25 protein-coding genes are annotated in these 25,364 nt (G+C 42.3%); 17 read left to right on the forward strand and 8 right to left on the reverse strand.

The features are described 5' to 3' along the window. Window positions 1-420 precede the first annotated feature (420 nt). Window positions 421-669, forward strand: a complete 249-nt coding sequence (locus Q4486_RS03355; protein ID WP_303518278.1) for a glutaredoxin family protein — start codon at window positions 421-423, stop codon at window positions 667-669. A 32-nt stretch (window positions 670-701) separates the two neighbouring features. Here the strand turns inward: Q4486_RS03355 and Q4486_RS03360 are convergent, their stop codons facing one another. Together Q4486_RS03360 and Q4486_RS03365 are read right to left on the reverse strand one after the other, a co-directional pair. Further along, entirely contained in the window at window positions 702-1,502 is an 801-nt protein-coding gene (locus Q4486_RS03360; protein WP_303518281.1) for a TatD family hydrolase, read from the reverse strand. 81 nt (window positions 1,503-1,583) lie between these two features. Then, window positions 1,584-3,548, reverse strand: a complete 1,965-nt coding sequence (locus tag Q4486_RS03365; RefSeq protein WP_303518283.1) for a transglycosylase SLT domain-containing protein — start codon at window positions 3,546-3,548, stop codon at window positions 1,584-1,586. Window positions 3,549-3,697: 149 nt separating this feature from the next. Between Q4486_RS03365 and Q4486_RS03370 the strand changes: the two genes are divergently transcribed. After that, window positions 3,698-5,581, forward strand: a complete 1,884-nt coding sequence (locus Q4486_RS03370; RefSeq protein ID WP_303518285.1) for an ATP-binding cassette domain-containing protein — start codon at window positions 3,698-3,700, stop codon at window positions 5,579-5,581. Window positions 5,582-5,617: 36 nt separating this feature from the next. Here the strand turns inward: Q4486_RS03370 and Q4486_RS03375 are convergent, their stop codons facing one another. After that, window positions 5,618-6,061, reverse strand: coding sequence for a universal stress protein (locus tag Q4486_RS03375; RefSeq protein WP_303415375.1), 444 nt, complete (start codon window positions 6,059-6,061; stop codon window positions 5,618-5,620). A gap of 218 nt (window positions 6,062-6,279) precedes the next feature. Here Q4486_RS03375 and Q4486_RS03380 point away from each other — a divergent pair, with 218 nt between their 5' ends. Then, a complete protein-coding gene (locus tag Q4486_RS03380) occupies window positions 6,280-6,786 on the forward strand; it encodes a hypothetical protein (protein ID WP_303518286.1) in 507 nt (168 codons plus the stop codon). Between the two features lie 3 nt (window positions 6,787-6,789). Further along, window positions 6,790-6,999: a DUF1653 domain-containing protein gene (locus Q4486_RS03385; RefSeq protein ID WP_303415372.1), complete on the forward strand. Its 210-nt coding sequence runs from the start codon at window positions 6,790-6,792 to the stop codon at window positions 6,997-6,999. On the opposite strand, the gene Q4486_RS03390 is transcribed toward Q4486_RS03385, so the two are convergent. Further along, window positions 6,996-7,700 (reverse strand): DNA topoisomerase I, encoded by a 705-nt coding sequence (locus tag Q4486_RS03390; protein ID WP_303415371.1) that lies wholly within the window; start codon window positions 7,698-7,700, stop codon window positions 6,996-6,998. The two genes, Q4486_RS03385 and Q4486_RS03390, sit on opposite strands and share 4 nt — an antisense overlap. Before the next feature lie 312 nt (window positions 7,701-8,012). On the opposite strand from Q4486_RS03390, the gene topA reads away from it, so the two are divergent. The 3 genes from topA to Q4486_RS03405 are packed head-to-tail and all read left to right on the forward strand — an operon-like array spanning window position 8,013 to window position 11,452. Next, window positions 8,013-10,649, forward strand: coding sequence for a type I DNA topoisomerase (gene topA, locus Q4486_RS03395; RefSeq protein WP_303518288.1), 2,637 nt, complete (start codon window positions 8,013-8,015; stop codon window positions 10,647-10,649). A gap of 12 nt (window positions 10,650-10,661) precedes the next feature. Beyond that, window positions 10,662-11,186, forward strand: a complete 525-nt coding sequence (locus Q4486_RS03400; protein WP_303518290.1) for a DUF6586 family protein — start codon at window positions 10,662-10,664, stop codon at window positions 11,184-11,186. 5 nt (window positions 11,187-11,191) lie between these two features. Next, window positions 11,192-11,452 (forward strand): hypothetical protein, encoded by a 261-nt coding sequence (locus Q4486_RS03405; protein ID WP_303415729.1) that lies wholly within the window; start codon window positions 11,192-11,194, stop codon window positions 11,450-11,452. Between the two features lie 35 nt (window positions 11,453-11,487). On the opposite strand, the gene Q4486_RS03410 is transcribed toward Q4486_RS03405, so the two are convergent. Beyond that, the gene (locus Q4486_RS03410; protein WP_303415366.1) at window positions 11,488-11,958 is read right to left on the reverse strand and encodes a cell division inhibitor SulA; all 471 of its coding nucleotides are present in this window, start codon (window positions 11,956-11,958) and stop codon (window positions 11,488-11,490) included. Window positions 11,959-11,960: 2 nt separating this feature from the next. Beyond that, window positions 11,961-12,566: a transcriptional repressor LexA gene (gene lexA, locus Q4486_RS03415; RefSeq protein WP_303415720.1), complete on the reverse strand. Its 606-nt coding sequence runs from the start codon at window positions 12,564-12,566 to the stop codon at window positions 11,961-11,963. A gap of 153 nt (window positions 12,567-12,719) precedes the next feature. Here lexA and dinG point away from each other — a divergent pair, with 153 nt between their 5' ends. The 5 genes from dinG to sixA are packed head-to-tail and all read left to right on the forward strand — an operon-like array spanning window position 12,720 to window position 17,981. Next, window positions 12,720-14,840 (forward strand): ATP-dependent DNA helicase DinG, encoded by a 2,121-nt coding sequence (gene dinG, locus Q4486_RS03420; RefSeq protein WP_303518292.1) that lies wholly within the window; start codon window positions 12,720-12,722, stop codon window positions 14,838-14,840. 11 nt (window positions 14,841-14,851) lie between these two features. Continuing rightward, window positions 14,852-16,297, forward strand: coding sequence for an ATP-dependent RNA helicase RhlB (gene rhlB, locus Q4486_RS03425; protein ID WP_303518295.1), 1,446 nt, complete (start codon window positions 14,852-14,854; stop codon window positions 16,295-16,297). After that, window positions 16,260-16,481: a hypothetical protein gene (locus Q4486_RS03430; protein WP_067863927.1), complete on the forward strand. Its 222-nt coding sequence runs from the start codon at window positions 16,260-16,262 to the stop codon at window positions 16,479-16,481. Before rhlB ends, Q4486_RS03430 begins: the two co-directional genes overlap by 38 nt. Before the next feature lie 19 nt (window positions 16,482-16,500). Then, window positions 16,501-17,529, forward strand: coding sequence for an NAD(P)H-dependent glycerol-3-phosphate dehydrogenase (locus Q4486_RS03435; RefSeq protein ID WP_303415360.1), 1,029 nt, complete (start codon window positions 16,501-16,503; stop codon window positions 17,527-17,529). Further along, window positions 17,526-17,981 (forward strand): phosphohistidine phosphatase SixA, encoded by a 456-nt coding sequence (sixA, locus tag Q4486_RS03440; protein ID WP_303415358.1) that lies wholly within the window; start codon window positions 17,526-17,528, stop codon window positions 17,979-17,981. Before Q4486_RS03435 ends, sixA begins: the two co-directional genes overlap by 4 nt. Here the strand turns inward: sixA and Q4486_RS03445 are convergent. Beyond that, on the reverse strand, window positions 17,929-19,737 hold the full coding sequence (locus tag Q4486_RS03445) for an O-antigen ligase family protein (RefSeq protein WP_303518296.1): 1,809 nt from the start codon (window positions 19,735-19,737) through the stop codon (window positions 17,929-17,931). The two genes, sixA and Q4486_RS03445, sit on opposite strands and share 53 nt — an antisense overlap. A 102-nt stretch (window positions 19,738-19,839) precedes the next feature. On the opposite strand from Q4486_RS03445, the gene Q4486_RS03450 reads away from it, so the two are divergent. From Q4486_RS03450 to Q4486_RS03460, 3 genes are read left to right on the forward strand one after another with little or no spacing between them, the layout of a single operon-like run. After that, window positions 19,840-20,694, forward strand: coding sequence for an alpha/beta hydrolase (locus Q4486_RS03450; RefSeq protein WP_303518299.1), 855 nt, complete (start codon window positions 19,840-19,842; stop codon window positions 20,692-20,694). A gap of 57 nt (window positions 20,695-20,751) precedes the next feature. Further along, window positions 20,752-21,567: a DUF4892 domain-containing protein gene (locus tag Q4486_RS03455; protein ID WP_303518302.1), complete on the forward strand. Its 816-nt coding sequence runs from the start codon at window positions 20,752-20,754 to the stop codon at window positions 21,565-21,567. A 25-nt stretch (window positions 21,568-21,592) separates the two neighbouring features. After that, the gene (locus tag Q4486_RS03460) at window positions 21,593-22,477 is read left to right on the forward strand and encodes a patatin-like phospholipase family protein (protein WP_303518305.1); all 885 of its coding nucleotides are present in this window, start codon (window positions 21,593-21,595) and stop codon (window positions 22,475-22,477) included. A 26-nt stretch (window positions 22,478-22,503) separates the two neighbouring features. Here Q4486_RS03460 and Q4486_RS03465 read toward each other — a convergent pair whose 3' ends face one another. Then, window positions 22,504-23,058: a Smr/MutS family protein gene (locus Q4486_RS03465; protein ID WP_303415352.1), complete on the reverse strand. Its 555-nt coding sequence runs from the start codon at window positions 23,056-23,058 to the stop codon at window positions 22,504-22,506. A gap of 65 nt (window positions 23,059-23,123) precedes the next feature. Here Q4486_RS03465 and prmB point away from each other — a divergent pair, with 65 nt between their 5' ends. Together prmB and aroC are read left to right on the forward strand one after the other, a co-directional pair. Beyond that, on the forward strand, window positions 23,124-24,050 hold the full coding sequence (gene prmB, locus Q4486_RS03470) for a 50S ribosomal protein L3 N(5)-glutamine methyltransferase (protein WP_303518307.1): 927 nt from the start codon (window positions 23,124-23,126) through the stop codon (window positions 24,048-24,050). 62 nt (window positions 24,051-24,112) lie between these two features. Then, window positions 24,113-25,204, forward strand: a complete 1,092-nt coding sequence (aroC, locus tag Q4486_RS03475) for a chorismate synthase (protein ID WP_303415348.1) — start codon at window positions 24,113-24,115, stop codon at window positions 25,202-25,204. Window positions 25,205-25,364: the final 160 nt, after the last annotated feature.

Here is a 25,364-nt window from a genome sequence, read left to right on the forward strand (position 1 = left end):
TACAAGAGCGTAGATTTAATAGAATAGCATATTATTGTGCGGTGCAACAAATCAAGCTATTCATTGGTCGATGGCACTTAGGTGTTACGACTAAATAATATGTTTATTGTCGATCTTAGCAGCAATATATTGCAGTATTTTGTACTACTCATCTGCTGAGCTGTATAAGAGTTATTTGTGTTGATTGAAGTGAGTTTTAAAGTAACTGCTTAGACGGCTGCTTATTGATCTCCTATGTTAGGTGAAACGAGTAGTTCTTATATCTGCCATTTAGACCCACTGTTTTTTTGCTGACTTGATTAGTATAGGCGACGATCTTATTTTTATTTAATAATTTAGCTGGTGTATTTTACGGAGGGAGTGTTTTAGCAAGACAATCTTAAAAGGTTTAATTAAATATTAATTTGATATAGGAAGGGTATGCGGGAATTAGAGTTAATGGGAACCTTAGGTTGTCACTTATGTGAGGTTGCTGAGGCTGTTGTTACTTCAGTGGTCAATATGGACATGTATGCCATCTATCAGGTTGATATTGCTGAAGATGATGACTTAATGGAGAAGTACGCTTTTACGATTCCTGTATTAGTTGATCTACAGACAGGCAAAGAGCTTATGTGGCCATTTGATGGTTGCCAGCTGACTGCTTTTTTAAACGAGCTGTCCGTTTAGGTTATTAGGTTCCTATATTTTTTTACTGGTATTTAATCGTTGATATTAAAAAAGTCGAGGGTGGTTTTCTGAACATCATGGTTCAGCTCTTCCAATGTTTTATCCACAAGTGTAGCGACTACTGCGGCAATATGAGGTAAATGACTCGGAATGTTGCGTCTAGATTTTGGTTTAGGCTTTAAATCTCTTGGCAGTAGGTAGGGTGCATCTGTTTCGAGCATTAAGCGATTAGAAGGGATCTCCTTGACTAGTTTTTGCAATTCTAAGCCTCTACGTTCGTCACAAATCCAGCCGGTTATGCCTATGTGGAGATCTAAATCTAAATAGTTATATAACTCCTGTTTTGAGCCGGTAAAACAGTGTGCTACAGCGTGAGTAAAATCATCGCGGTGGGACTTGAGTATTTCCAACTGTTTTTTGTGGGCATCTCTTTCATGTAGAAAGAGGGGGAGCTTGTGGGTAGAGGCTATCTCTAACTGTGAAACAAAGCTTAATATTTGCTGTGCTGCGGTTGATAAGTTGCGATTGAAATCTAAACCCGTTTCACCTAAAGCCACGACGCCGGTTTCTTTTGTTAGTGAATTTAATTCCGCGAAGTCTGCGGCTGAATGGTCTTTTGCATAGTGAGGATGAATGCCTACTGTGCAGAATAGCTGTTTAGGGTAGCGCTGGCATAACTGAATAGCGTCTAATGAATCTTGAAGGGTTGTACCGGTAATAATAAGTTTATTTATACCATCGGTAAGTGCTTGCTCAATTACCTCATGCCTGTCTTTATCAAAACTACTATCCGTTAAATTTACGCCGATATCGGTCCAAAAACAGTTGTTCATTCAAATAGCCTGATCAATAGAAAAATATCTAGGGGTGAAGTTGTCACCGCTAGATATTTTAGTGGATATGGTTTGTCGGTTTTACAGCGCTGTCGCTTTGTTTTGGTTTAACGCTAATAATTCAATCTGTTTTTCTGTCAGTAGGCTGGCTTCACGTCCTGCTAAACGATCGTAAATAACTCGAAATGCCAGCACATTCTGTACATATCTACGGGTTTCTTTGAATGGAATAGTTTCGATCCATATATCTAAAGGAAGATCGCCGCGCTGTTGGAGCCACCGTTTTACGCGATGGGGGCCTGCATTGTAAGCGGCAGCCGCAAATGCAGGGTTATTATCAAAGCGTTTTAGCATATCGCCTAAATAAGCAGAGCCCAAGGTTATATTCGTTTCTGGATCATAAAGCTGAGATGTCTTTTTATAGGGTACTTTGTGCTTTTGGGCTGTTTGTTTTGCTGTCTTAGGCATAAGTTGCATAAGTCCTCTGGCCCCTACACGTGATTGTGCATTATAGAGAAATGCACTTTCTTGACGGGCTATAGCCATGGGAAAGCTTAGGTCCAGCTCATTTTTTAAAGCGTGGGTTTTGAATAATTTGCTGTGAGGTTGAGGGAAACGTAAATCGATATGATCCCAGCGTTCCGTTTTAGCCGCATTAATAATGGCTTGTAAGTACCAACCCCAAGATTTCGCTAAGTAGCCAGCGATATTTTTTTCTTCGGGTGTCATTTTTGATAGGGCTAAATTCCATTCGCGGTTAGCTTCTATCAATCGACCTAATTTAAACAGCTCTCTGGCTCGAGCTACTGCCGGTTTATTTGATAGCTGAGTGAGTTGCTCCGATGAGAGAGGTTCATCAATGGCATTCAGCTGGAAGGGACTTTTGTTGAGCTCCGCCGCGAGGAAGCCGTAAAAGCTCCTATCTTTAGATAGATCCGCTAATTGCTGCTTCGCCTGATTTTTGTCGGGTGATAAATTTCGTTCGGCAATCAAGTTCCAGTATTGCCATTTTGGGTCCGCTTTACCCTTTTCGCTGAGGTGTGCGATGCCTATTCGGACGGTCTTCCAATCCTGTTTGGCGAGTGCATTTCGAATACGAGTTTCAGTTAAGGGCTCAATTTTATATTCAGGGTCTAGTAGATGAGATAACTTAATCGCTTGACTATGGTAGTTAGCATTTAGGCGAATCCCCATATATTCAGTAACAGATAGCTGCTCTTCTTGGCTCATCAGCTTATTTCGCACTTTTACCCAAGCTTGGGTGGCGCTAATGGGTTGTGTGCGATACCAGCGTTTGTAAATTAACTTTGCAACTTTGCCTCGATTTTCTTTTGGTAGGAGGGATAATGCTTTTTTGCTGATGCTTTCAGGCTTGTTATAGAGCGCCCAAAACTGCTGGATTTGTTGTTTTTGCTTTTTGTTTGTGATTTTTTTATCGATATATCGAGCGAGTTTAATATTATTTTCTTCGATGCTAAGCCAGAAACGCTCAAAAGCTTCATTTGATGTAGGCCTGCCTGTTGCCATCCACTCTTTAAATAAGGGATCGCAAGTCTTTGGCTGAGATTTTCCTACGACCCAAAGTTCTTTAGCTTTATATAGAGCCTCTTTTTTCTGTTTTGCTGTCCCATTCAAAAACGCTTGAAGTTGCATACATTGATAATGGGTGTGATCTATAGGGTGGAGACTGAAATGCTGAGAATAGGAGTTCCACTCCTTTTGTCTGTTCAGGTGTTTGAGCCAGGTTTTATTGAGTCGCTGTGCTATAGGTAGCTCATGATTTTTTTCAATAAACGCATTAATTTTTTCAGGTTTTGAGTTTGTGAGATTTTTTAATATCTCTTGATAGTCTAGGTAAGGAGCTAGAGGGTATTCATCGAGTTGTGCGCGTAGCTTTGCATACGCTTCTGTTTTGTTTTGCTTTAAAAGTGATTCGGCCTCAAGAAACTGTTTACGTAACGATTCTGTAGACGCATTGATAGTCGTTGCAAGAGTTAATAGTGTAAAACATAAAAAAACGATGAATTTGTGCATAACACGATACATTTACCAAGCCCTATGTGATGTTCCGTTACCTATTTATACGGCAGTTTGAGGTTATTATTAAATAATAATTTGCCTGAATGCAGCATTTTCATGCATATCTAGTAAAAACCAGTAGAATAGCGCCTTCATAGAACAAAAGCTGAACAAACATGCCACTTATTAGACTCGATAAAATATCAATCGCCTTTGGCGCGAACCCTCTTTTAGATAATGTTGATTTTCAAATAGATCCCGGAGAAAGGGTTGCTTTAGTTGGATTAAATGGTGCGGGCAAGTCCACACTGCTCAAAATCGTTGCGGGCCATCATAAAGCGGATGGGGGCAAATTCTGGGTAGCACCTACCTGTCGAATCGCTGAACTTCCCCAAGCTATGCCAGCCGCAGATGAACGCTTAGTTCGAGATGTCGTGACGGCGGGGCTGCAAGATATTCTTAAGCTAAGAGAGGCTTATGATGAATTAGCTTCATCTGCAGAAGTGGATATGAACAAGCTTGATCACCTTCAGCATGAGATTGAAGCGGTTGATGGTTGGCATCTAGAGCAAAGGGTACAGCGAGTTATTGAGCAGCTTGAGCTTCCTGGCGATAAGTTAATGTCTGAGCTTTCTGGTGGTTGGCGTCGTAGAACGGCTTTAGGTGCGGCTCTAGTTCAGCAGCCTGATTTGTTGCTGCTCGATGAGCCAACAAACCATTTGGATATTGAAACTATTGAGTGGTTAGAGCAACAGTTGCTTGAGTTTAGGGGCGGATTATTAATTATTTCCCATGACCGAGCATTGGTGGATAGATTAGCGACCCGCATTATTGAATTGGATCGGGGGAATTTATCTTCGTTTCCGGGTAGTTATTCAGCCTACATGGAACTTAAACAGAAGATGTTAGAGGACGAAGAGAAGCAAAATGCACTCTTTGATAAGCGTTTAGCACAGGAAGAAACTTGGATCAGGCAGGGGATTAAAGCCCGCCGAACCCGTAATGAAGGGCGTGTTCGTGCCTTGAAACAAATGCGTAATGATCGCTCAGATCGACGCGAACGGGGTGGTAAAGCTAAATTCTCGCTCGAAGAGGCGGCTCGTAGCGGTAAGATTGTTGCTGAGTTAAAAGATGTTAGTTTAGGTTTTAATGATAAAACCCTCTTCAGTCATTTTGATTTCACACTTTTACGTGGTGATCGTGTTGGCTTAATCGGACCTAATGGTGCGGGTAAGAGTAGTTTGTTAGGTGTGTTATTAGGTAAACAAGCGCCAGATAGCGGTCAGGTTAAATTAGGGACTAATATTGAAGTTGCGTATTTTGATCAATTGCGTGCCCAAGTCGACCCTGAAAAAACAGTAATGGATAATATTGCTGAAGGGCGCGAGAGCATCACTATCAATGGTAAACAGCGCCACCTTATTAGCTATCTAAATGATTTCATGTTTGCCCCAGAGCGAGCTAGGACACCCGTCAAAGCATTATCGGGTGGTGAGACTAACCGAGTATTACTGGCAAAGCTTTTTAGCCAACCAGCTAATCTACTGGTGCTCGATGAGCCTACAAACGATCTAGATATAGAAACCTTAGAGCTGTTAGAAGAGATAATCCTTGATTTTGATGGCACTATTTTGCTGGTAAGTCATGACCGTTCATTCCTTGATAATGTAGTAACAAGCACATTGGTTTTTGAGGGTGATGGCGAGCTAAATGAATATGTAGGGGGGTATCAAGATTGGCTTCGTCAGCGGCCGAGTCTGGTAAAAAACACACCTAAAAAGCCTTCTAAAGCCGATAGTAGTCCGGTTGTTGAAAAACCACCTAAAAAGAAAAAATTAAGCTATAAAGTGCAGCGAGAACTTGATGAGTTACCCGCTTTATTGGAAGCTGCTGAGGCGAAATTAGCGGGGCTACAAGAGCAAACCGGTAAGGCGGATTTTTATCAGCAAAACCAAGATGTAGTGAGTTCTATACTTGAGGAAATGCAAGCTCAAGAGCAAGTAGTGGAAACACTGATGGAACGCTGGGTTGAGCTTGAAGCTATGCAGGAGGAGGACTAGCCTCCTCTCTACTTGGTAAGCCTTACAAAGGAGAGGTTATTCAGCCTCTTCTTTTATACGTATCGCAAGTACATCACAAGTTGCACCGTGCAGAATGCCATTAGCTGTAGAGCCTAATAGCAGCGCAATACCATGGCGGCCGTGACTACCGACAATGATTAGATCAATGGCTAGCTCATTAGCAATACGGTGGATCTCAGATTCAGTTTGGCCGGTTGCTACTTGTTTTGTTGTAACAGGGTAGCCTAGTGATTCACAGAATGCTTCAAGCTTGTTTTTCGCATGTTCATCAAGTTGTTCTTGGATGGAGGTTAAATCCATCGGCACATCACCGCCGTAAGCAAAGCTTAGTGGCTCTATTACATGCACAATATGTAGTTCTGCCTGATTTGTTGAAGCAATCTCACGAGCTTTGTCTTGTAGTTGTTCCGATTCAGTGGACAGATCCAGAGCGAGCAAAATTCTTTTATAAATACTCATGATTATTTCCTTGAAGTGCTTATCGGTCACATGCTGAGCCTATTTACAGGGCTCAACACTCGTTGTTAATCAGATTAGCATAGAGCGTGTGGCTTAGTACTCTGTTAAACTTCATGGCATTGATATTTATCAATTAACTAAAGTATACCAGAACCCTAAGTCGCTTATTTATAACTGATTTTAAGCCTCTTTGCTTACACTTAAACGGAGTACCGTTCATGAAATGGATGATCATAATCGTTATTATGATGTCACTCATTGGTTCAATGATGTGGGTAATGCCTACGCCACGACAGAAGTATCAGGCTGCACTGAGAATGAAAGCTAAGAAAATGGGTTTTCTTGTTCAGTTAGAAAGGCTGACAGCTCCTCGGGCTAAAGGTGAAATGGAGCCGGAATCCCGAGATATAACGGCTTATCGAGTTATTCGTGAAGGTTTGAATAGGGAAGAGAAAAATCATTTTAAAACATGGCAAATTTTCAGACTGGAATCGATTTCTGATATAGGTCTCCCATCCGGTTGGAGTTGGTCTGAGGGTGAGCGAACCTTGTCTGAAAAACAGTTAGATAAGTTAACAGAGGTTATTTCTAAATTACCTGACGGTATTTTTTCTCTTGAATCTACGCCTATTCATGCTGGCGTATATTGGAATGAAGAGGGCGGTGATGAGGCTTTGGACGAAATTAAAACGCTATTAGATGGCTTAGTGACAGAGAGGTTTTAGAGCGTGCAGATCGAATTAGGGCGGTATAAGCATTATAAGGGCGCTGAGTATGAAGTGATTAACCTAGCTCGACACTCTGAGACAGAGCAATGGCATGTTGTTTATCGCCAGTGTTACGGTGATGAGGGCCTGTGGATACGACCTCTTGATATGTTTGTTGAGCAGGTGAAATTAGAAAATGGCCTGACGGTTTCTCGGTTTGCCAAAATCTAAAGTAAACGATCTAATGATTCAGCTAAAGAGCCTTGAGGTCTAGGTTTTTTGGGTTGTATCTCTTCAATCAGTTTCTCAACGGCTTCCATTCTGGATTTTTTATTTTGAGTTGGAATGTTAGCTCGAACGAGCAGCGCTTTCGCATGGCGATAATGGGAGAGTGCTGTCATCAAATCATCTGATTTTTTAAAACGCTCGCCTTGCATAATATGGGCATCTGCTACGACGGTGATACGTAACCAATAAAGTTCCTGTTGATAACTTCTGGCTAAAGGGCGTGTTATTTTTCCGCCGCGTGCCAGTTGAAGTATAAGTTTTTCTGCAAAATTAATGTAGATTTGGGCACGCTTTAGCGATCGGTCACTGTCAAAAACGTCTGGAGATGAGAACGCTTTGTCAGCGCTGTCTTTTTGTTGTGTTAATGCTTCGAAAAGCTCGGAATCAGGTGCGAGCATAGCGACTTCTTCTAAAAGTGCTGTTGCATGCTCATTAATTTTTTGAACTATTTCGGGCTTACAATCAGCCTCTCTTAATACCGCAAGTGCTTGCAGAATATGCTCGGCTTGGCCTTTAAGCCAGGTTAAGCGTTTTTCTTTAGCTTCTTCCTGCTGCTCGCGTGTAGTGATGACAAAATTAACGGTAATAGCAACTAACCCAACTACTGCAATCAGTACTACTAATAGAATATTGTCATTTAACATGAGGTTGTTTCAGCCAGTTGAGATGTTGTTGATTATGCTGAATATTGTGGCCTTTAAGGCTCCATTGGTAAAGTTCTAGTTGGTCTATTGGTCGACTTTTATCACAATTGTTGCTTGACCCCAGCATTCTCAACACTTATATATGCACCCAAATTATTATTTATTATGTCGTTATTTAAAAGAAGCGTTGTAGATTTGCTTACAGTGTCGTAGGTTAAAAGACAAAATCATGGTTGAATTTTGCTTTCTAACCCTTTTCTGTTTTTAAACTATAGCTTCTTAATTATATAGCCCTGAGGAAAGAAGGACTCTATGGGAAAGTCTCTTGTTATCGTCGAGTCACCTGCTAAAGCGAAGACTATCAACAAATACTTGGGCAACCAGTTTGTTGTGAAATCCAGTGTAGGCCATATACGCGATCTGCCAACGAGCGGTAGCACTAAAAAGACCGATCCAAAAGAAAGGGCTCGTTTGGCGGCGCTAACACGTAAAATGTCGCCTGAAGCAAAAGTTGAGCATAAAAAGAAGAAAGCGCGTGAACAACTGATCGGGCGCATGGGGATTGACCCTGAAAAAGGGTGGGAGCCTCACTACGAAATTTTGCCGGGTAAAGAAAAGGTCGTAGACGAATTAAAACGGCTGGCAAAAAATGCCGATGAAATCTATCTCGCGACCGATTTGGACCGTGAGGGAGAGGCGATTGCATGGCACCTACGCGAAGCGATTGGTGGCGATGAAAGTCGTTATCGTCGCGTGGTGTTTAACGAGATTACCAAAAAAGCAATTACTGAAGCATTTGAAGAGCCATCCCTATTAGATATGGATCGCGTCAATGCCCAGCAAGCGCGCCGCTTTCTTGACCGTGTTGTTGGTTACATGGTGTCCCCTTTGTTATGGGAGAAAGTTGCACGTGGTTTGTCTGCAGGTCGTGTTCAGTCGGTTGCGGTCAAACTTGTTGTTGAACGTGAGAAAGAGATTAGAGCGTTTATTCCTGAAGAGTTTTGGGAAGTGCAGGCCGATGTTCTAACTGAGGGCAAAGCACCGCTTAAATTACAGGTGAACCGTGTTAACGGTGATACCTTTAGGCCTGGCTCTGAAGCTGAGACAAAAGCACATTTAGAGCGTTTACAGTCAGCCTCCTTAGAGGTCATTAGTCGCAAAGATCGACCTACAACGAGTAAACCTTCTGCACCCTTTATTACCTCTACGCTTCAGCAGGCGGCCAGCACTCGCCTTAGCTTTGGGGTGAAGAAAACCATGATGATGGCTCAGCGTCTATATGAGGCGGGCTACATCACCTACATGCGTACTGATTCTACCAATTTAAGTGCAGAGGCTGTCGCGGCTTGTAGGGAATATATAGGTGATAATTTCGGTAGTAAGTATCTGCCGGAGAATCCATTGAGTTACAGCAGCAAAGAGGGAGCACAAGAGGCTCATGAGGCGATTCGCCCCTCAGATGTTACCGTTGAGGCCACAGCCCTTAAAGGCATGGATCGCGATGCTGAGCGCTTGTATGAGCTTATTCGCCGACAGTTTCTCGCATGCCAAATGACACCTGCTAAGTTTTTGAGTACACGGGTAACGGTTGCCGCTGCAGAATTTGAATTGGTGACTAAAGGCCGTATCTTACAATTTGATGGTTATACACGAGTGATGCCAGCAAAAGGCAAAGGGGAAGAGGATATACTCTTACCTGATGTTAATGCGGGCGAAATGCTTTCACTAGTTGAGTTAACACCGAAGCAGCACTTCACTAAGCCTGCACCTCGATTTACTGAAGCGAGCTTGGTAAAAGAGCTAGAAAAACAAGGTATTGGTCGTCCATCAACCTATGCGACGATCATCTCTACGATCCAAGATCGTGGTTATGTTCAAGTGCAGAATCGACGTTTTTATGCGCAGAAAATGGGCGATATTGTTGTTGAGCGTTTAGGTGAAAACTTCGCCGACCTGATGGATTATAGCTTTACCGCTCGAATGGAAGAAAGCTTAGATGACGTTGCTGAAGGGAGTGCAGATTGGAAAGCATTGCTTGATCAGTTTTATGCGGACTTCTCTGCAAAATTAGAAGAAGCACAAAGTGATGAACATGGGATGAGACCCAATACGCCGACAGAGACAGATATTAGCTGTCCTGATTGCGGTCGTCATATGATGATTCGTACGGCGAGTACCGGTGTTTTTCTCGGGTGTTCTGGATATAGCTTGCCTCCGAAAGAGCGTTGTAAATGTACTATTAACTTAACCCCTGGTGATGAGGTCGTTAGTGTTGATGGTGATGAGGAAGAAGAATCACGTATTTTACGTAAAAAGCACCGTTGCGGTATATGCGGTTCGGCGATGGATTCTTATCTAATAGATGAGAAACGTAAGCTTCATGTGTGTGGTAATAATCCCGATTGTTCTGGCTTTGAGGTTGAGGCTGGGGAATATAGAATTAAAGGTTATGACGGGCCTGTATTAGAGTGTGATAAATGCTCGGCTGAAATGCAGTTAAAAACAGGTCGGTTCGGTAAATATTTTGGCTGTACAGAGTGTAAGAATACCCGCAAGTTGCTAAGAAGTGGTGAAGCTGCACCGCCAAAAATGGATCCTGTTCCTATGCCAGAATTGGCCTGTGAAAAGGTTGAGGATACATATATTCTTCGTGATGGTGCATCAGGCTTATTTCTTGCTGCCAGTCAGTTTCCTCGAAACAGGGAAACAAGAGCACCAAAAATTGTTGAGTTGTTGCCGCACCAAAGTGAAATAGATCCTAAATATGAATTTTTGTTTAGTGCGCCTAAAAAAGATGCTGATGGAAATTTAACGGTTGTTCGATATAGTCGCAAGACTAAGGAGCAATACGTCATGACCGAGGTCAATGGTAAAGCGACCGGTTGGCGGGCATTCTATCAGGATGGGAAGTGGGTCGTTGAAGAAGCCCGCAAAAAGGCGAAAAAATAGTTAGGGTACTCCATGAGCGGTATTTATTTAGCACGGACTAATCAGAAATTAAGTTTCACACGTATTCATCTTGAGCTACTAAAGCAAGCTCAAGATGATACCAGCTGGAATAAACATGCACTCATTGAGTCATTTAATGAATCTGTTCTTTTTCACTTGATGTCAGCCTATGACGCGTTTTTACGTGAAATTGCAGAAGTTTATAAAGTGGATACTGAAACCTTAGAGGGTTACCGCTCTTTAGCTGCTGAGCTTGAAGCTACGGGTGTTGAAAGCCCAGAGCTAAAACAATTAAGTGTGTTAGAGAATGATTCGACAGCTTGGCTACATAAGATGATAGGTGCTTATGAAGCGTGTTGGCATGGTGCGGATAAGAAAGGGGCTACTAGCGATACTAAAAGCTTGTCAGAAATCCATGTGTTGCAGGTTAATCCTGATCATGCGGAAGATAAGGCGATTATAGTCGAGTATGAAGGTTGGTTTAATGCTTTGTCTCAGTTAGTTGATTCTCTGAGAGAAGGAATGCAGGAGTGGTAAAGTAAGTGTCAGGTATAGCGTCGGAAATGGTATTAGAAATAATAGAGCTTGAAAATGGTGAATTAGCCATACGGAATGCAGATAGTGATGCAGAGCCAATGATTAAGGTCAACTTCTCATCTGAGTTGAAAGATAAGTTAAATGGGCACTATCTTGACGTAGCGCGGGTCATGTTAACCGCAGGTATTCAGATGGTTGCCGAATCAGGTTTTGACTTGGATAATAATGCCGAGCCTGAGTCAGAGCCAGAACCTATTATTCATTAAACTGGATTGCAAAAGCCCTCTTATCTATCAGGGCCTTAGCTATGCTGCCTGCGACGTATAACTATTCCGTGGCTTTGCCCTTGCTTTGCCGCATTTTCTAGCTCATTTAGCTCCCTTTCTGACAGGTAACCAGGCCATGAAATGACGGAGTGGCTTGTGCCTGTGCTTAAGGCTTGTTTAGCTAAAGCGAAGGTGCTGTGCTTGTTATCTGGGTTTAACAGAATTACTTTGTTTAGATCTATGCCCGCGTCAGCTAGAAGCTGTTTAGGTAAAAGTACAGGGGGTGCAATCCAGACAAACCATCTATCATCTTGACTCAGTTGTGCCAGTAGAGGCATGAGCATAGGGATGTTAGAGAAGTTGTTATTTTGCACTACAATCTCTGTAACACTGCCAGCTAACTCCGATTTTGTAGAAGGGGTTACCGGAAGGGATGTAACTTTAGCTGATACTTTGTTTTTTAGAAGAACAAGTGGAGCCTTAGTACTTACTGGAAGTGCCATCATTTTTAGTTACCTCTGCGAATTACACCAACGCTTAAGCCTTCAATCGCGATATCTTGCTCTTTCAAGTCAATGACAATCGGTTCAAATTCTTCATTTTCAGCGATAAGATAGACGATATTTCCCTCTTTCTTAAAACGCTTAACCGTGACTTCATCTTCAATTCTTGCAACGACAATTTCGCCATCTTTTGCTGTATTACATTGGTGTACAGCGAGTAGGTCGCCATCCATAATTCCAATGTTTCTCATACTTTCACCTTTTACTCGAAGCAGATAATCTGCTTTGGGTTGGAAAAAGTTTGAAGAAATTGTGCAGTGATCTTCTACATGTTCTTCGGCTAATATGGGAGAACCCGCCGCCACTTGGCCTATAATAGGAATACCTAAGTCTGCTTCGAGTTCAGGAACTCTGATGCCTCTTGAGGTTCCAGGGATAATTTCAATCGCCCCTTTTTTAGCTAAGGCTTTCATATGTTCTTCCGCCGCATTAGCGGATCGAAAGCCTAAATCTTTGGCAATATCAGCACGGGTAGGTGGATAACCCGTTTCGCCGATATGGCGTTTAATGCATTCTAGAACTTCAGTTTGTCGTTTAGTTAGTTTCATAATATTGTCTGTTTGTTTATACAGTACGTGTATTTTTATACAGTATTTTGTGTTTGTAAAGAAACTTATGTTTTTTTATACAGTGTTTTTTGTTTTTATCCCTAGTGAGCTGTTAGAATTGTCCTTAGACATTCAATCCTGAGCTCGGTACTTCTTTTGTTAGATAAGCAACTTAAACAGTCGATACAGCAGGCCTATAGTACGTTTTTAAGTAACCGTGGCTTGCAATCTCGTTATGGCCAAAAAATGATGATTGCTGAGATTGCGCGTACGCTGGCCTCTATTTCTCAGAATAGTGAGGGGGAGCGTAATGGGGGAGCTCATATCAGTGTGACTGAGGCAGGAACGGGCACGGGTAAAACTTTGGCCTATCTTCTTGCTGCGGTTCCCATTGCCCAGCAGCGAAAGAAAAAGGTTGTTGTGTCTACAGCCACCGTAGCCTTGCAAGAACAGTTAATTATGAAAGATCTGCCTCAATTAGTGACGGAGGCGGGTGTTAGTCTTACTTACGGTTTAGCAAAAGGTCGGGGTCGTTATTTTTGTATTTCTAATGCTGAAAAAGTACTAGAACAGCAAAATGAGTTAGGGCAGATCGCGTTGTATGAAGATGAAGTCGCGCAGAAAATTGATCAGTCAGATATTGCTCAAGTTCAGGAGTTGCTGAGTTTATATGCCTCTGGAGAGTGGGATGGCGATCGTGATGGATTAAAAAATACTGTGGCTGATCCTATTTGGCGATTATCCACCAGTGATCACATGCAGTGTACTAATCGGCGGTGCAGTAATTTTTCAATTTGTCCTTTTTTTAAAGCCCGACAAGAGCTTGACCGCTGGGATCTGATTGTTGCAAACCATGATTTAGTGTTAGCGGATCTCTCTCTTGGTGGTGGTGCGATTCTTTCCGCTCCGGAAGATACGATCTATATTTTTGATGAAGGTCACCATCTTGGTACTAAAACTACAGGTCATTTTTCCTATAGATTACGTGTAAAGTCTAGTCAGCGCTGGTTGGCGAAAGTTACTCGTTCATTAAATAAGCTGCTAAATGACACATCAGCGCATGTAGTATTGCAGGGCTATGTAGAAAAAATGGCTAACCCCTTCTCTGATATGGAGCGTTCACTTGAGGAGTGGCAATTGCTGTTGCAGCAGTTATTAATGGATAAACTTCAGGGGACAAGTGACCGTTATCGGTTTGCCCAAGGGGTTATTCCTGAGCCTTTGCAACTTATTTGTCATAACTTTGCTACGGCAGCCGAACGTGTTGTACTAAAATTAGAGCAGATAGTCGATCTATTAAAAGAGGCGATGGATGGTGAGTTGGCTGATATTGACAGATCCGTTGCTGAAAAATGGTACCCGCAAATGGGTGTTTTTCTTTCAAGAATGCAGGCTATGTTTGGTTTAGCTCGGTCTTATGCGTCCCCTGATGAGAAAGGAGGGCTTCCAACAGCACGCTGGGTCTTGCGTGTTGATGGTAATGAAGGTTTAGATCTGGAGTGTTGTAGCAGCCCAGTATCTGCTGCTGCGACACTTCAGGAGCATCTCTGGTCTCAATGTTATGGTGCTGTTGTAACTTCTGCAACGTTAACAGCACTAGGGCGTTTTGATCGTTTGTATGCCGATTTAGGTATTCCCGTAGATAGTCCGTGCGCTATATTTCCTAGTCCGTTTAATTTTAATGAGGCTGCTGAGCTACGGGTTCCTGCAATGCGTACTGATCCTAGTAACCCGAATGATCATAATGGCGAATTGGCTGAGATTTTGTTGGCTTCTTTGCCAAACGAAAAATCGACCTTAGTGTTATTTAGTTCTTGGCGACAGATGCGGTATGTTCTTGAGCAGATGCCTGATAAGATGGTCGCCAATATTTTGGTTCAAGGTGACCTTGCAAAGCATGAGATTTTGCGACTGCATCGTGAACGTATAGATAATGAACTGCCAAGTATTATTTTTGGACTTGCTTCGTTTGCAGAAGGAGTAGATCTTCCAGGTGAATATTTGACGCATGTGGTTATTACTAAACTGCCTTTCGGCGTGCCTGATGACCCTGTGGATGCCACATATTCAGAATGGATAGAATCTCAAGGCGGCAACCCGTTTGCTGAGTGGGTTATACCTATGGCCTCAATGCGTCTTACTCAGGCGACTGGCCGGTTACTTAGAACTGAAAAAGATCAAGGTATAATTACTCTTCTGGATAGGCGTTTTATTACGCGTCGTTATGGTAAGCAGTTGTTGGCAGCATTACCGCCGTATAGGCGAAATTTTTCTTAGGATATATTGAATTGACTATAGATAATACGATGGATATGAACGAACAGAATGAGACTGAATCTAAGTCTGTATCGGCTCGTCAGCAAGTGGCGGGTAATGAAAACCCTGCTTGGAGCCCGGATAAAGTAAATGTCCCTGAGGTCGAAGGGAAGCAGCGCTTTTGTGATTTTAATCTGCCAGATACTGTTCTTCATGCTATCGCCGATCTTAATTTTGAATACTGTACAGGGATTCAGGCTGCAACAATTCCCGCTGCGCTGGATGGTAAAGATATAATTGGTAAGGCCCAGACAGGTACAGGTAAAACTGCTGCTTTTCTATTGGGAATTATCACCGACTTAATCGATTTCCCAATCGAAGAAAAACGCCGTAAGGGTGAGCCAAGGGCTTTAATTGTCGCGCCGACTCGTGAGTTAGCGTTACAAATCGCTGATGATGCTGAAAACTTAGCTAAGTATACGGATCTTCATGTAGTTAGCCTTGTCGGAGGTATGGATTACGATAAACAACGCCAAAAACTAAAGAAAAAGCCTGTCGATATTCTGGTTGCAACTCCTGGGCGTTTGATCGATTTTGTAAACCGTAAAGATGTAGATCTATGGAATGTGGAGATACTGGTTCTTGATGAAGCCGATCGTATGCTGAGCATGGGCTTTATCCCTGATGTACGTACTATTGTTCGTAATACACCGCGCAAAGGGACTGATCGTCAGACATTGCTTTACAGTGCAACGTTTACCGATGATATCTTGAGTCTGGCGGAACAGTGGACACTTGACCCTGTAGTTATTGAGATCGCTCCAGAGATCAGAACCACTGATAATGTGAGTCAAACTGTATATCTTGTGGCGGCGGATCAGAAATACCGTTTACTACGGAATTATATGGATAAAGATCAAGCTGAGAAGGTTATTGTTTTTGGTAACCGTCGAGATGAAACACGTCGCTTAGCCGAAAAACTATCTAAAGATGGGATTAAAGCGGCGCTGATGTCGGGTGAAATTCCACAGCAAAAACGTGTGCGTACCTTGGAGGATTTCCGTAATGGGAAAATCCAAGTACTGGTTGCAACAGATGTGGCTGGGCGTGGTATTCATATTGATGGTGTGACCCATGTTTTTAACTATCAACTGCCTGAAGATCCTGATGATTATGTTCATCGCATTGGGCGTACAGGGCGAGCGGGCGCTGCCGGCGCTTCTATCTGTTTTGCCTGTGAAGATGATTCCTTCCTTATTCCAGAGATTGAGGCGGAAACAGGGGTTAAGCTAAACTGTATCCACCCGGAACCTGAGCTTTTACAAGAGCCTCAAACCGCTCCTCGTACACCCAAAAAAGAGTCGCCGGTTCCGCAAGAATTAGATCTACAAACTGAAGCTGTCAGCAAAGATAGCGAAAGTGAAATTAATGGAAGTGACGATGCAGAAGGACATACACAAGACAAAGCGTCTAGCTAATATTGTTGCGGTAGTATTTAGTGCGGTGATCGCCGCATTAGGTGTTGCCGGTTATCAGCGCACAGATGATCCTTTACAGTTGATGCTTTTTTTAGGCTTGGCGTGTTTAGGGTATTTCATCGTTCTGCTGTTATTTAAAGGCATTAATAAAATGCTGGATAGCTTGGACGATTCTGTTAAATAAGTTTGTACTGGAAAAAGTCATGTCTCAGATACGTAAGGTGGCCGTTCTTGGTGGGGGTAGCTTTGGTACTGTTATCGCAAATATGGTAGCGGAAAACGGTTCTGATGTTCGTTTGTGGTTAAGAGATGAAGTGCTTGCCGAAGCTATAAATCATAAGCATGAGAACGCTCGCTACCTTCCTGGTTATACTCTGTCCGACCGTCTGTTAGCTTCAACTTCGTTACAAGATGTTTTGTCAGATGTTGATCTAGTGTTTATCTCTATTCCGAGTCAATCCTTTCGTCAGGTTGTTCAGCAAGCTCGCCCTTTTTTAAAGGCGGATCAGATGCTGGTGTCTACTACAAAAGGGATTGAAGCCCATAGCTTCCGTTTAATGAGTGAGATTCTTCGAGAGGAGATGCCCTCTGCACGTATAGGCGTACTGAGCGGACCTAACTTAGCGAAAGAGGTGGCGGCTAAGCAGCTGACGGCAACGGTTATTGCGAGTGATTGTGCTGAGTTGCGAAGTGAAGTACAGGCTAGACTTCATTCATCATATTTTAGAGTCTATGCCAGCTCGGATACTTATGGTGTTGAGTTAGGGGGGACCTTAAAAAATATCTATGCAATTGCTGCTGGCCTCAGTGCCGCTCTTGGCATGGGTGAAAATACCAAAAGTATGTTGATGACGCGAAGTTTAGCCGAAATGAGTCGCTTCGCTGTTTCTATGGGAGCAAATCCCATGACCTTTATTGGCCTTGCTGGTGTCGGCGATCTTATAGTGACTTGTATGTCTCCATTAAGCCGTAATTACCGCGTAGGTTATGCTTTAGGTGAAGGCAAAAGTCTTGAAGAGGCTGTAGAGGCTTTAGGACAGGTAGCTGAAGGTGTAAACACTATCAAGCAAGTTAAAGAGAAAGCTTCTGAAATGCAGATTTATATGCCTTTAGTGGTTGGGCTGTATGAGGTGGTTTTCAATAAAGCGCCTATTGCTGAGGTCGTTAAAATGCTAATGATGAGTGAGCAAAGCACGGATGTAGAGTTTGTTCTTCCACGTGAGGGGGTATGAAGTTCTTTTTGATGCGTCATGGTGAAGCGGAGCATTCAGCTTCATCGGATGCTAAAAGACATCTAACGACAAATGGCATTAAATCAGTAAGAGGAAGAGTGAATCAATACTCTGAGGACTTATCTGAGATTGATCTTATTATTCATAGCCCTTACCTTCGTACGATTCAGACATCGGAGATTATAGCCGATAGCCTGAACTTATCGTCGGCTCTCGTAGAGTCTGCTCTCTGGACGCCAGACTCTGACCCTTTAGTTGCACTGGAGTCGTTGGCGCATCATAGCCAGTCAACACCTATAATTGTGACCCATATGCCGCTAATCTCTTTTGTCGAAGCTTTATGCTGTGAGGGTGTAATATCTTACCCTCGATCATTTGCTTGTGCTGAAATTGCAGAGATCACGGCTGATTGGCCTGCGGCTGGGCTTGGGAGCTTGATTCGACGTTTTTAGCTTTAAGTGCGTTTTTGTCTTTTTCAAGTAACAGTTGTTTTAGTTTCAATAAGTCTGGGTGAGTAGGGAATATACTCAACACTTGGTTTAATACTTGATCTCTTTCTTTGGTTTTTCCAATTATGTCGTATGCAGCGACTAAATCACGGTAAGTGACAAGTGCAGGGGTGACTTTGACTGATTGCTCAGCCCAAGCAATATAGTCCTGTGCTGGTTTTTTGTTATTTTTAGAGGCGCCAATTAGCATATTACGTCTTAGTAATAAGTAGGTTGTGTATTCTCTAAAATAAGCTGATTCGAGCGATGAACGTAGGTATTGAGGTTGGCTCTGATTACGTTGCAAATAACTTACAATGCCTGCGCTTGCTATCTGTGTCTGTATTAAAGTAAATGTTGCGAAAATAGAGAGAGCAACAAAGCTAATCGGTATGGTTTTTTGTGCGGCCATTGATAGCTTTTGGGTTGCTATCGATTTCTTTCCATGTTGGTGGGTTAGAAATAGGAAAAATAGGAGTAAAAACCAATGGGTATTAGAGATATAAAAGGGGAGCTCTACTTGGGTATGAAGTGTTAACGGAAATAATAACGAAGCATAGCCCCAGCCTCTCTGCCAGCCTGCTTTAAAGAGTTGGATAAAGGTATAAACCGCAGCAGCAAGTATTCCAATAATTGATACAATCCCCCCTTCAACTAACCAAAAGATCAACTCATTATGGGGGTGGCTAAAGCGGGGAGCTGATCTAAGACTATTGCCTTCCTGTTTTTGGTATTCCTGTCGTTCTTCTTGGAATACTTTTTGGAAACTGCCCAGCCCGTGTCCAATAAGAGGTGCTTGGGTGAAAATATCCCAGGAAAGAGTATATATATGCCATCTCACATCGGCGCTAACTCCCCCAATCGCTCTATCTACCTTATTTACTGTATCCTCGAGTCCGCTTTTTCCTAAAACTCCACCTAGAATAGTTGCTATCGTGAGTGCCAAAAAGATAGCTTTTGTTTGACGAAATAGTTTCCAACGACCGATCACAAGACATATTAAGCCTAAGCTTGCGCCGAGTAGCCCAACGCGTGACCCGCTAATAGCAATATTGTAACTTGCGGTTAACGCTGCAATGATTAAGGTCGCTTGTATTAAAAAACTAAAGCTACGAAGTGTTGGCCTAGATGCTAAATAGTAAGTAAGCACCAAAAAAGTAGCCATAAATGAAGCTTGCAAATTAACCTGTTGAAAAATCCCTATTGCAAGAGCCCTTTTGCTTACAGGCATTAGTAGGCTTAAATTAGCGGCACCTGTTTGGGTTTGGATAATCCCATAAGTAGCAGCAATGAGTCCCATAGCCAAAATTATATAAAGACTGCGTTCTATATGTTTAGATTTAAGTCGGAATTGAAAAAGGCTAAGAAAAAATAGATAGCCTCCAATAATAACGGATAATCTGACAATCCATTCAGTGGGATTGTTTTTATCAGCAATAAAGCCTGTTACTAAAGCACCAATAGGTAACAGCGCTAGGCCCAGCCAATATTTTGGCAAAACAATTTTTTGGTTTTTGTAAATCAAAAAGCTAGCACTAGCAATTATCCAGCTTGCAACAATCCAAATGGCTCCGTTGTAAGGTAGAAACAGCCCCTCACCACCTAAATTGGGTTGATAGTAAAAAGGCGCAATTAAGAATAAACAGCCGAATAATATAAAAAAAAGGCGTTGAGGCTTTTTTAAGCTAGGGTCATGTTCTAGTTGCTGTCCTAATATCATCAAACTTTCCTTGCAGTGCTTATTTCTGCACAAGATATTACCCGAATTTCTGTTTATAGTATGTAAATAGCTTTGTTTATCAGCTGATTAGTGAGAATTTCAATGTCGGATTGTCGTGAGTATTATGTCGATGCTGCAGGATATAAAGTTGCTGTCGTGGAATATGGAAATCCTGATGGGCGACCGGTATTGGCATTGCATGGATGGTTAGATAATGCGGCCAGTTTTTATCAATTAGGGCAGTATATATCAGAGATTCGTTTTATTGCTATCGATCTAGTTGGGCATGGTTTTTCAGATCATCGACCGAAAGAGATGCCTTATTATATTTGGGATAATGTGACCGACCTGTATGGAATAATAAATGCGCTAAATCTTGATCAAGTTGATTTGATTGGACATTCAATGGGCGCAAGTATCGCTATGATGTTTGCAGCTAGCTTCCCTTTGAAGGTTGATAATCTGATGTTCATTGACGGCTTAGGTCCATTGTTTTATGAAGTGGATGAGCTGCCACAGATTTTTTCTGACGCGATAATCAAAAGAGAGAAAATGCTTTTACGCTCCCTTAAGCCTTATGGGAGTTTCGATGCGGCTGTTGAAGCGCGCGCTAGCGGTCGATGGCCTGTGTCTAAAGAAGCTGCAGAGAAATTAATGGCGCGAGGGTTAACATATACGGACAAAGGTTATATTTGGAATAATGATCCTAAATTACTACTACCCTCATTGATACGTTTTAGCCCTGAACAGGTGCAATCTTTTATTCGGAAAGTGGAATCTAACGCTATAGTTATAATAGGTGAAGAGGGGGCACGTGATAGTATTATCGATCCTTGGTTAGATGATTTGACCTCTTCAGAGGTTGTCGAGTTAGTAGGTGGGCATCATCTACATTTAGATCCTCCCATAGCAAAGCTATTGGCGAGCAAAATAGATAGCTGGGGGAATAAAAAGTAGATGGTCATCTGTCAGTTGATTAGATTCAGTATTGGTAAACGAATCGGGATAAAAATTATGCGGTTTTCTGTTTTTTTATATGTGTTATTTTATTCCACTTTTGCAGCAGCAGAAGCGGATCTCACTAATTCACGTGATTACTTTCAACTTGAACGTTTTCCAGGTTCCTACATTGTTCAATATGATAAAAAGGATGAAAACTACCGATTGATACTGGGTGGTTTAAAAAAAATTAATGGGGTTGTTACACCGGAAAAAGAGCGTCGGGTTACTGGGCAATTAACACAAATTACATACCGTATACCTGAGTTGAATACACCCAATGAAGCATTTTCAGTACTCGAAGATCAGCTCATCAAATTAGGTGCTGCGAATTTATTTAAATGTACTGGGCGGGATTGCGGAAGTAGTAATCAATGGGCTAACGCTATCTTTCGCTATTCTCGTTTGTATGGTTTGGAAGAGAGTCAAACCTTTGCATCTTACCGTCTAAATAATAAGTATTTTTCTCTATATGCGGTTAAGCGCGGTAATAAACGTGTTTACTTAAGAGTAGAGGTGTTGGTGGAAAATGTTATAGGTATGGAAGCCCAAGCTGAGCAAGGGGATGGCATACCATTCACTGGAAAAGAATCTGAATTTAAAGCCTTAGTTAAATATTTAAAAGAGAATCCTGAGCGAACATTATGGCTTGTCGGGCAGAACTCTTCAGGCCTTACCTATAGGCAGCAATTGGATAAGGCGAATGATCAGGTTATGGCTTTAAAAGCTCGCTTAATAGAGCAAGACATTGGTGCGGAGCGTATATCTTTATATTCCTTAGGTGGTTTTTCTTCAGAGCAGCGTACTGAAGTCTTAATTTTTATTGAGTAATGCTTTACTTCAAGAGAGTGGATATATGGCAACGGTTTCGCTGGTTTTAGGTAGTGGTGGTGCGCGTGGCTATGCTCATATAGGTGCGATTGAAGAGATTGAACGTAGAGGCTATGAGATTGTTTCTGTTTCAGGCAGCTCTATGGGGGCGCTTGTTGGGGGGATGTATGCGGCTGGCCGGTTAGCGGAATATAAAGCATGGGTTTCATCGCTAAATTGGATGGGCGTTGTTAAGTTACTCGATTTCACGTTGTCTAAAGGAGCGATTAGAGGAGATAGAATATTTGTGCAACTCGCTGAAATCTTAGGCCCTTGTTTAATCGAAGAGTTAGATATTGATTTTACCGCCGTTGCAGCGGATATTGCCCATCAAAAAGAGGTTTGGTATCAAAAAGGCTCACTGCTTGATGCTATTAGGGCGTCAGTTGCTGTACCGGGCTTATTTACGCCTGTGATTAAAGAGGGACGGGTACTTGTTGATGGAGGAATTCTTAACCCTCTACCAATTATTCCTGTCGTGGCCGCACAAGCCGATCTTATTATTGCGATTGACTTAAATACAGGTGATTCTAGTCATAGCCATTTAACGTTACCACGCAATCAATATTTGAATCGCAGTGGAATAAGTGATGAATGGAATATGCCAGACCACGATAGATCTGAGGATAGGTATATTCCTAAAGCAGATAAGATTGGTGGGCGTATGGATATATTACTTAATTCAGTAGAGGTTATGCAGGCCAGCTTAGCTGAATATAAAATAGCAGGTTATCCCCCTGATCTTGTTATTCGTATACCTAAAAGCTTATGCAGTTTTTATGATTTTCATCATGCGCTACCTACCATCGAATATGGGAGGCTTGCTGCTCGCGAAAGGTTAGAGGCGTTTGAGAATGGTCAGCCGCTGTAATGGCTGTCAGAATTTACTTTGAAATTTTATTTCTCTCGTTTAAGTAATACATAGAGTGCACCGGTTCCACCATCTTTTGCTTGAGCTGAACAGAAGGCCAATACGCCAGGCAATCGTTTTAACCATTCATTGACATAAGACTTTATCATGGGTTGTTCACTGGCTGATGAATGCGCTTTACCATGAACTACTATAACGCAGCGGCACTTGTTTCTACGTGCATCGAAGATGAAGCGGCTGAGTTGGTCCCTTGCCTGGTCAACGGTATAACCATGAAGATCTAAGCCTTGTTCCCACGGTAGGTGGCCTTGTTTAAGGCGTTTTAAAACGCTGAACTGCACACCAGGGTTAGCAAATAGTAGCTCCTCAGTTGATTCAACTAATTCAACAGCTTGATCAGATAGGCCATCAATTACTTTCTCTTCTTCAAGTGTTGCTGCTTGCCGACGATAAAGCAGGCTGTGTTTATCCTTAGGTTTTGTTACTGAGAGGTCTGCTTTATCGTGTTTATGTTGTTGGACGCCCTCCATTGCATCAAAAAAGGATAATTCGTTAGTTGGATTATCATGCGGGTCTTTCATGGTGTTCCCAAGCAAAGTTTATTAATATGGCGGTCTTTCATAAACAAATTATCGGTCCAGAGTGTATGAGTGATCAACCCTTGTTTTCTAATTCGGTGAAAAATGAACTGTATAGCCTTAGAGATTATATTCGTTTTACGATGAGTCAATTTGGTGAACACCGAGTTTATTTTGGGCATGGGACGGATAATGCTTGGGATGAGGCGACACAATTGGTCTTGGCCGCTGTCCATTTACCTTGGAATATAAATCCTGCTGTTTTGGACGGTCGTTTAACGGAAGATGAAAAGGAGCGGGTATTAGATTTTATTAAACTACGTACGCTAAGGCGTAAGCCATTGCCATATATCACTCATGAATCTTGGTTCTGCGAACTGCCTTTCTTTGTTGATGAAAGGGTGCTGATTCCTCGTTCTCCTATTGCTGAGCTTATTCAAAGTGAGTTTGCTCCATGGCTAAGAGAGGGGAGTGTTGATCGCATTTTAGATCTTTGTACTGGGAGTGGTTGTATTGGTATAGCTTGCGCTTATGCATTTCCCGAAGCGGAAGTTGATCTCGCGGATATTTCTAAGGGGGCACTCGATGTTGCAAATATTAACATTGAGAAACATGAGATGATTGATCGTGTGCATACCATTGAAAGTGATCTGTTTTCCGATTTAGACGGTAGAAAGTATGATCTGATTGTCAGCAATCCACCCTATGTTGATGAGGCCGATCTAGCGTCTATGCCTGATGAATATAGCCATGAGCCAGAAATCGCTTTAGGCTCAGGCCCAGATGGATTGGAGATTACGCTTAGAATTTTACGGGAAGCATCTGAATATTTAACCGATGACGGTCTTCTTGTGGTTGAAGTCGGTAATAGTGAAGTACATTTAATGGAAACTTATCCAGAGCTTCCTTTAATTTGGCTAGAATTTGAGAATGGTGGAAATGGCGTATTTACCATTACTGCTCAAGAGCTACGTGCATATAGAGATAGCATTTAATTTGCTATAATTACGCGCCTAATTTTTTATATATGTTTTTTGTTTCTTAATGGACCGATACAATGTCAGGAAATAGCTACGGTAAACTGTTTACGGTCACCACTTTTGGTGAAAGCCACGGTAAGGCATTAGGTTGTATTGTTGACGGCTGCCCTCCCGGCATTGAATTGTCCGAAGCTGATCTTCAGCTTGATCTGGATCGTCGTAAACCAGGTACATCTCGTCATACAACACAACGTCGAGAGGCGGATGAAGTGGAGATACTATCAGGTGTATTTGAAGGTAAAACGACTGGTACACCTATAGGTTTGTTGATTAAAAATACAGACCAACGTTCTAAAGACTACTCTAATATTGAAGAGACTTTTCGACCCGCCCATGCGGATTATGTTTATACCCATAAATATGGTTTCCGTGATTATCGTGGTGGTGGGCGCTCTTCTGCCCGTGAAACAGCTATGCGGGTAGCGGCTGGAGCTATTGCTAAGAAGTTTTTGGCATCGAAAGGGGTGGAGGTAAAAGGTTATTTATCTCAGCTTGGTCCTGTAAAAATTGACCACGCAAAGTTTGACTGGAATGAAGTCCGAAATAATCCTTTTTTTAGTCCAGATGCTGAAGTAGTCGCGACTATGGAGCAGTATATGGATGACCTTCGTAAAGAGGGAAATTCGGTGGGGGCAAAAATTAGTGTGGTAGCTACAGGTACACCTGTTGGTTTAGGTGAGCCTATATTTGATCGTTTGGACGCGGATCTAGCCCATGCTTTAATGAGTATTAATGCAGTCAAAGGTGTTGAAATTGGTGATGGTTTTGATTGTGTTGCTCAAAAAGGGACTGAGCATCGGGATGAGATGACACCGGATGGTTTTCTCTCAAATCATGCGGGTGGTGTATTAGGTGGTATATCAACGGGGCAGGATATTATTGCTCATATTGCCTTAAAACCGACTTCCAGCCTTCGCTTGCCAGGCCGTAGCATTAATAGCCGTGGTGAAGAGATTGAGGTTGTGACTACAGGACGTCATGATCCTTGTGTTGGCATACGTGCAACTCCCATTGCCGAAGCGATGATGGCGATTGTGCTGATGGATCATCTACTGCGTCATCGTGGGCAAAATGCTGATGTGAAATGTGATGTGCCGATTATCACTTAACGATTGTCAGCATAATTTATAGATCAGGAAGGATAAATTAGCGATAGTTTATCCTTCTTTTAGTTTGGGGCTTCAAACCTCACTTTTTGGTATAGAAAATGTCTTTCGACTTGCTAGATCACTATTCATTGTATACACAGCCTCATTTTCCACCGCGGAC

It is taken from the genome of Neptuniibacter sp. 2_MG-2023, assembly GCF_030547495.1.
Classification (GTDB): domain Bacteria; phylum Pseudomonadota; class Gammaproteobacteria; order Pseudomonadales; family Balneatricaceae; genus Neptuniibacter.

What these genes read in the sequence shown, in the direction of transcription:
- Q4486_RS03355 (WP_303518278.1), top strand. Translation starts at nt 421, where the DNA reads ATGCGGGAATTAGAGTTAATGGGAACCTTAGGTTGTCACTTATGTGAG.
- Q4486_RS03360 (WP_303518281.1), bottom strand. Translation starts at nt 1,502, where the DNA reads ATGAACAACTGTTTTTGGACCGATATCGGCGTAAATTTAACGGATAGT.
- Q4486_RS03365 (WP_303518283.1), bottom strand. Translation starts at nt 3,548, where the DNA reads ATGTATCGTGTTATGCACAAATTCATCGTTTTTTTATGTTTTACACTA.
- Q4486_RS03370 (WP_303518285.1), top strand. Translation starts at nt 3,698, where the DNA reads ATGCCACTTATTAGACTCGATAAAATATCAATCGCCTTTGGCGCGAAC.
- Q4486_RS03375 (WP_303415375.1), bottom strand. Translation starts at nt 6,061, where the DNA reads ATGAGTATTTATAAAAGAATTTTGCTCGCTCTGGATCTGTCCACTGAA.
- Q4486_RS03380 (WP_303518286.1), top strand. Translation starts at nt 6,280, where the DNA reads ATGAAATGGATGATCATAATCGTTATTATGATGTCACTCATTGGTTCA.
- Q4486_RS03390 (WP_303415371.1), bottom strand. Translation starts at nt 7,700, where the DNA reads ATGTTAAATGACAATATTCTATTAGTAGTACTGATTGCAGTAGTTGGG.
- topA (WP_303518288.1), top strand. Translation starts at nt 8,013, where the DNA reads ATGGGAAAGTCTCTTGTTATCGTCGAGTCACCTGCTAAAGCGAAGACT.
- Q4486_RS03400 (WP_303518290.1), top strand. Translation starts at nt 10,662, where the DNA reads ATGAGCGGTATTTATTTAGCACGGACTAATCAGAAATTAAGTTTCACA.
- Q4486_RS03410 (WP_303415366.1), bottom strand. Translation starts at nt 11,958, where the DNA reads ATGATGGCACTTCCAGTAAGTACTAAGGCTCCACTTGTTCTTCTAAAA.
- Q4486_RS03430 (WP_067863927.1), top strand. Translation starts at nt 16,260, where the DNA reads ATGCAGAAGGACATACACAAGACAAAGCGTCTAGCTAATATTGTTGCG.
- Q4486_RS03435 (WP_303415360.1), top strand. Translation starts at nt 16,501, where the DNA reads ATGTCTCAGATACGTAAGGTGGCCGTTCTTGGTGGGGGTAGCTTTGGT.
- sixA (WP_303415358.1), top strand. Translation starts at nt 17,526, where the DNA reads ATGAAGTTCTTTTTGATGCGTCATGGTGAAGCGGAGCATTCAGCTTCA.
- Q4486_RS03445 (WP_303518296.1), bottom strand. Translation starts at nt 19,737, where the DNA reads ATGATATTAGGACAGCAACTAGAACATGACCCTAGCTTAAAAAAGCCT.
- Q4486_RS03450 (WP_303518299.1), top strand. Translation starts at nt 19,840, where the DNA reads ATGTCGGATTGTCGTGAGTATTATGTCGATGCTGCAGGATATAAAGTT.
- Q4486_RS03455 (WP_303518302.1), top strand. Translation starts at nt 20,752, where the DNA reads ATGCGGTTTTCTGTTTTTTTATATGTGTTATTTTATTCCACTTTTGCA.
- Q4486_RS03460 (WP_303518305.1), top strand. Translation starts at nt 21,593, where the DNA reads ATGGCAACGGTTTCGCTGGTTTTAGGTAGTGGTGGTGCGCGTGGCTAT.
- Q4486_RS03465 (WP_303415352.1), bottom strand. Translation starts at nt 23,058, where the DNA reads ATGAAAGACCCGCATGATAATCCAACTAACGAATTATCCTTTTTTGAT.
- prmB (WP_303518307.1), top strand. Translation starts at nt 23,124, where the DNA reads ATGAGTGATCAACCCTTGTTTTCTAATTCGGTGAAAAATGAACTGTAT.
- aroC (WP_303415348.1), top strand. Translation starts at nt 24,113, where the DNA reads ATGTCAGGAAATAGCTACGGTAAACTGTTTACGGTCACCACTTTTGGT.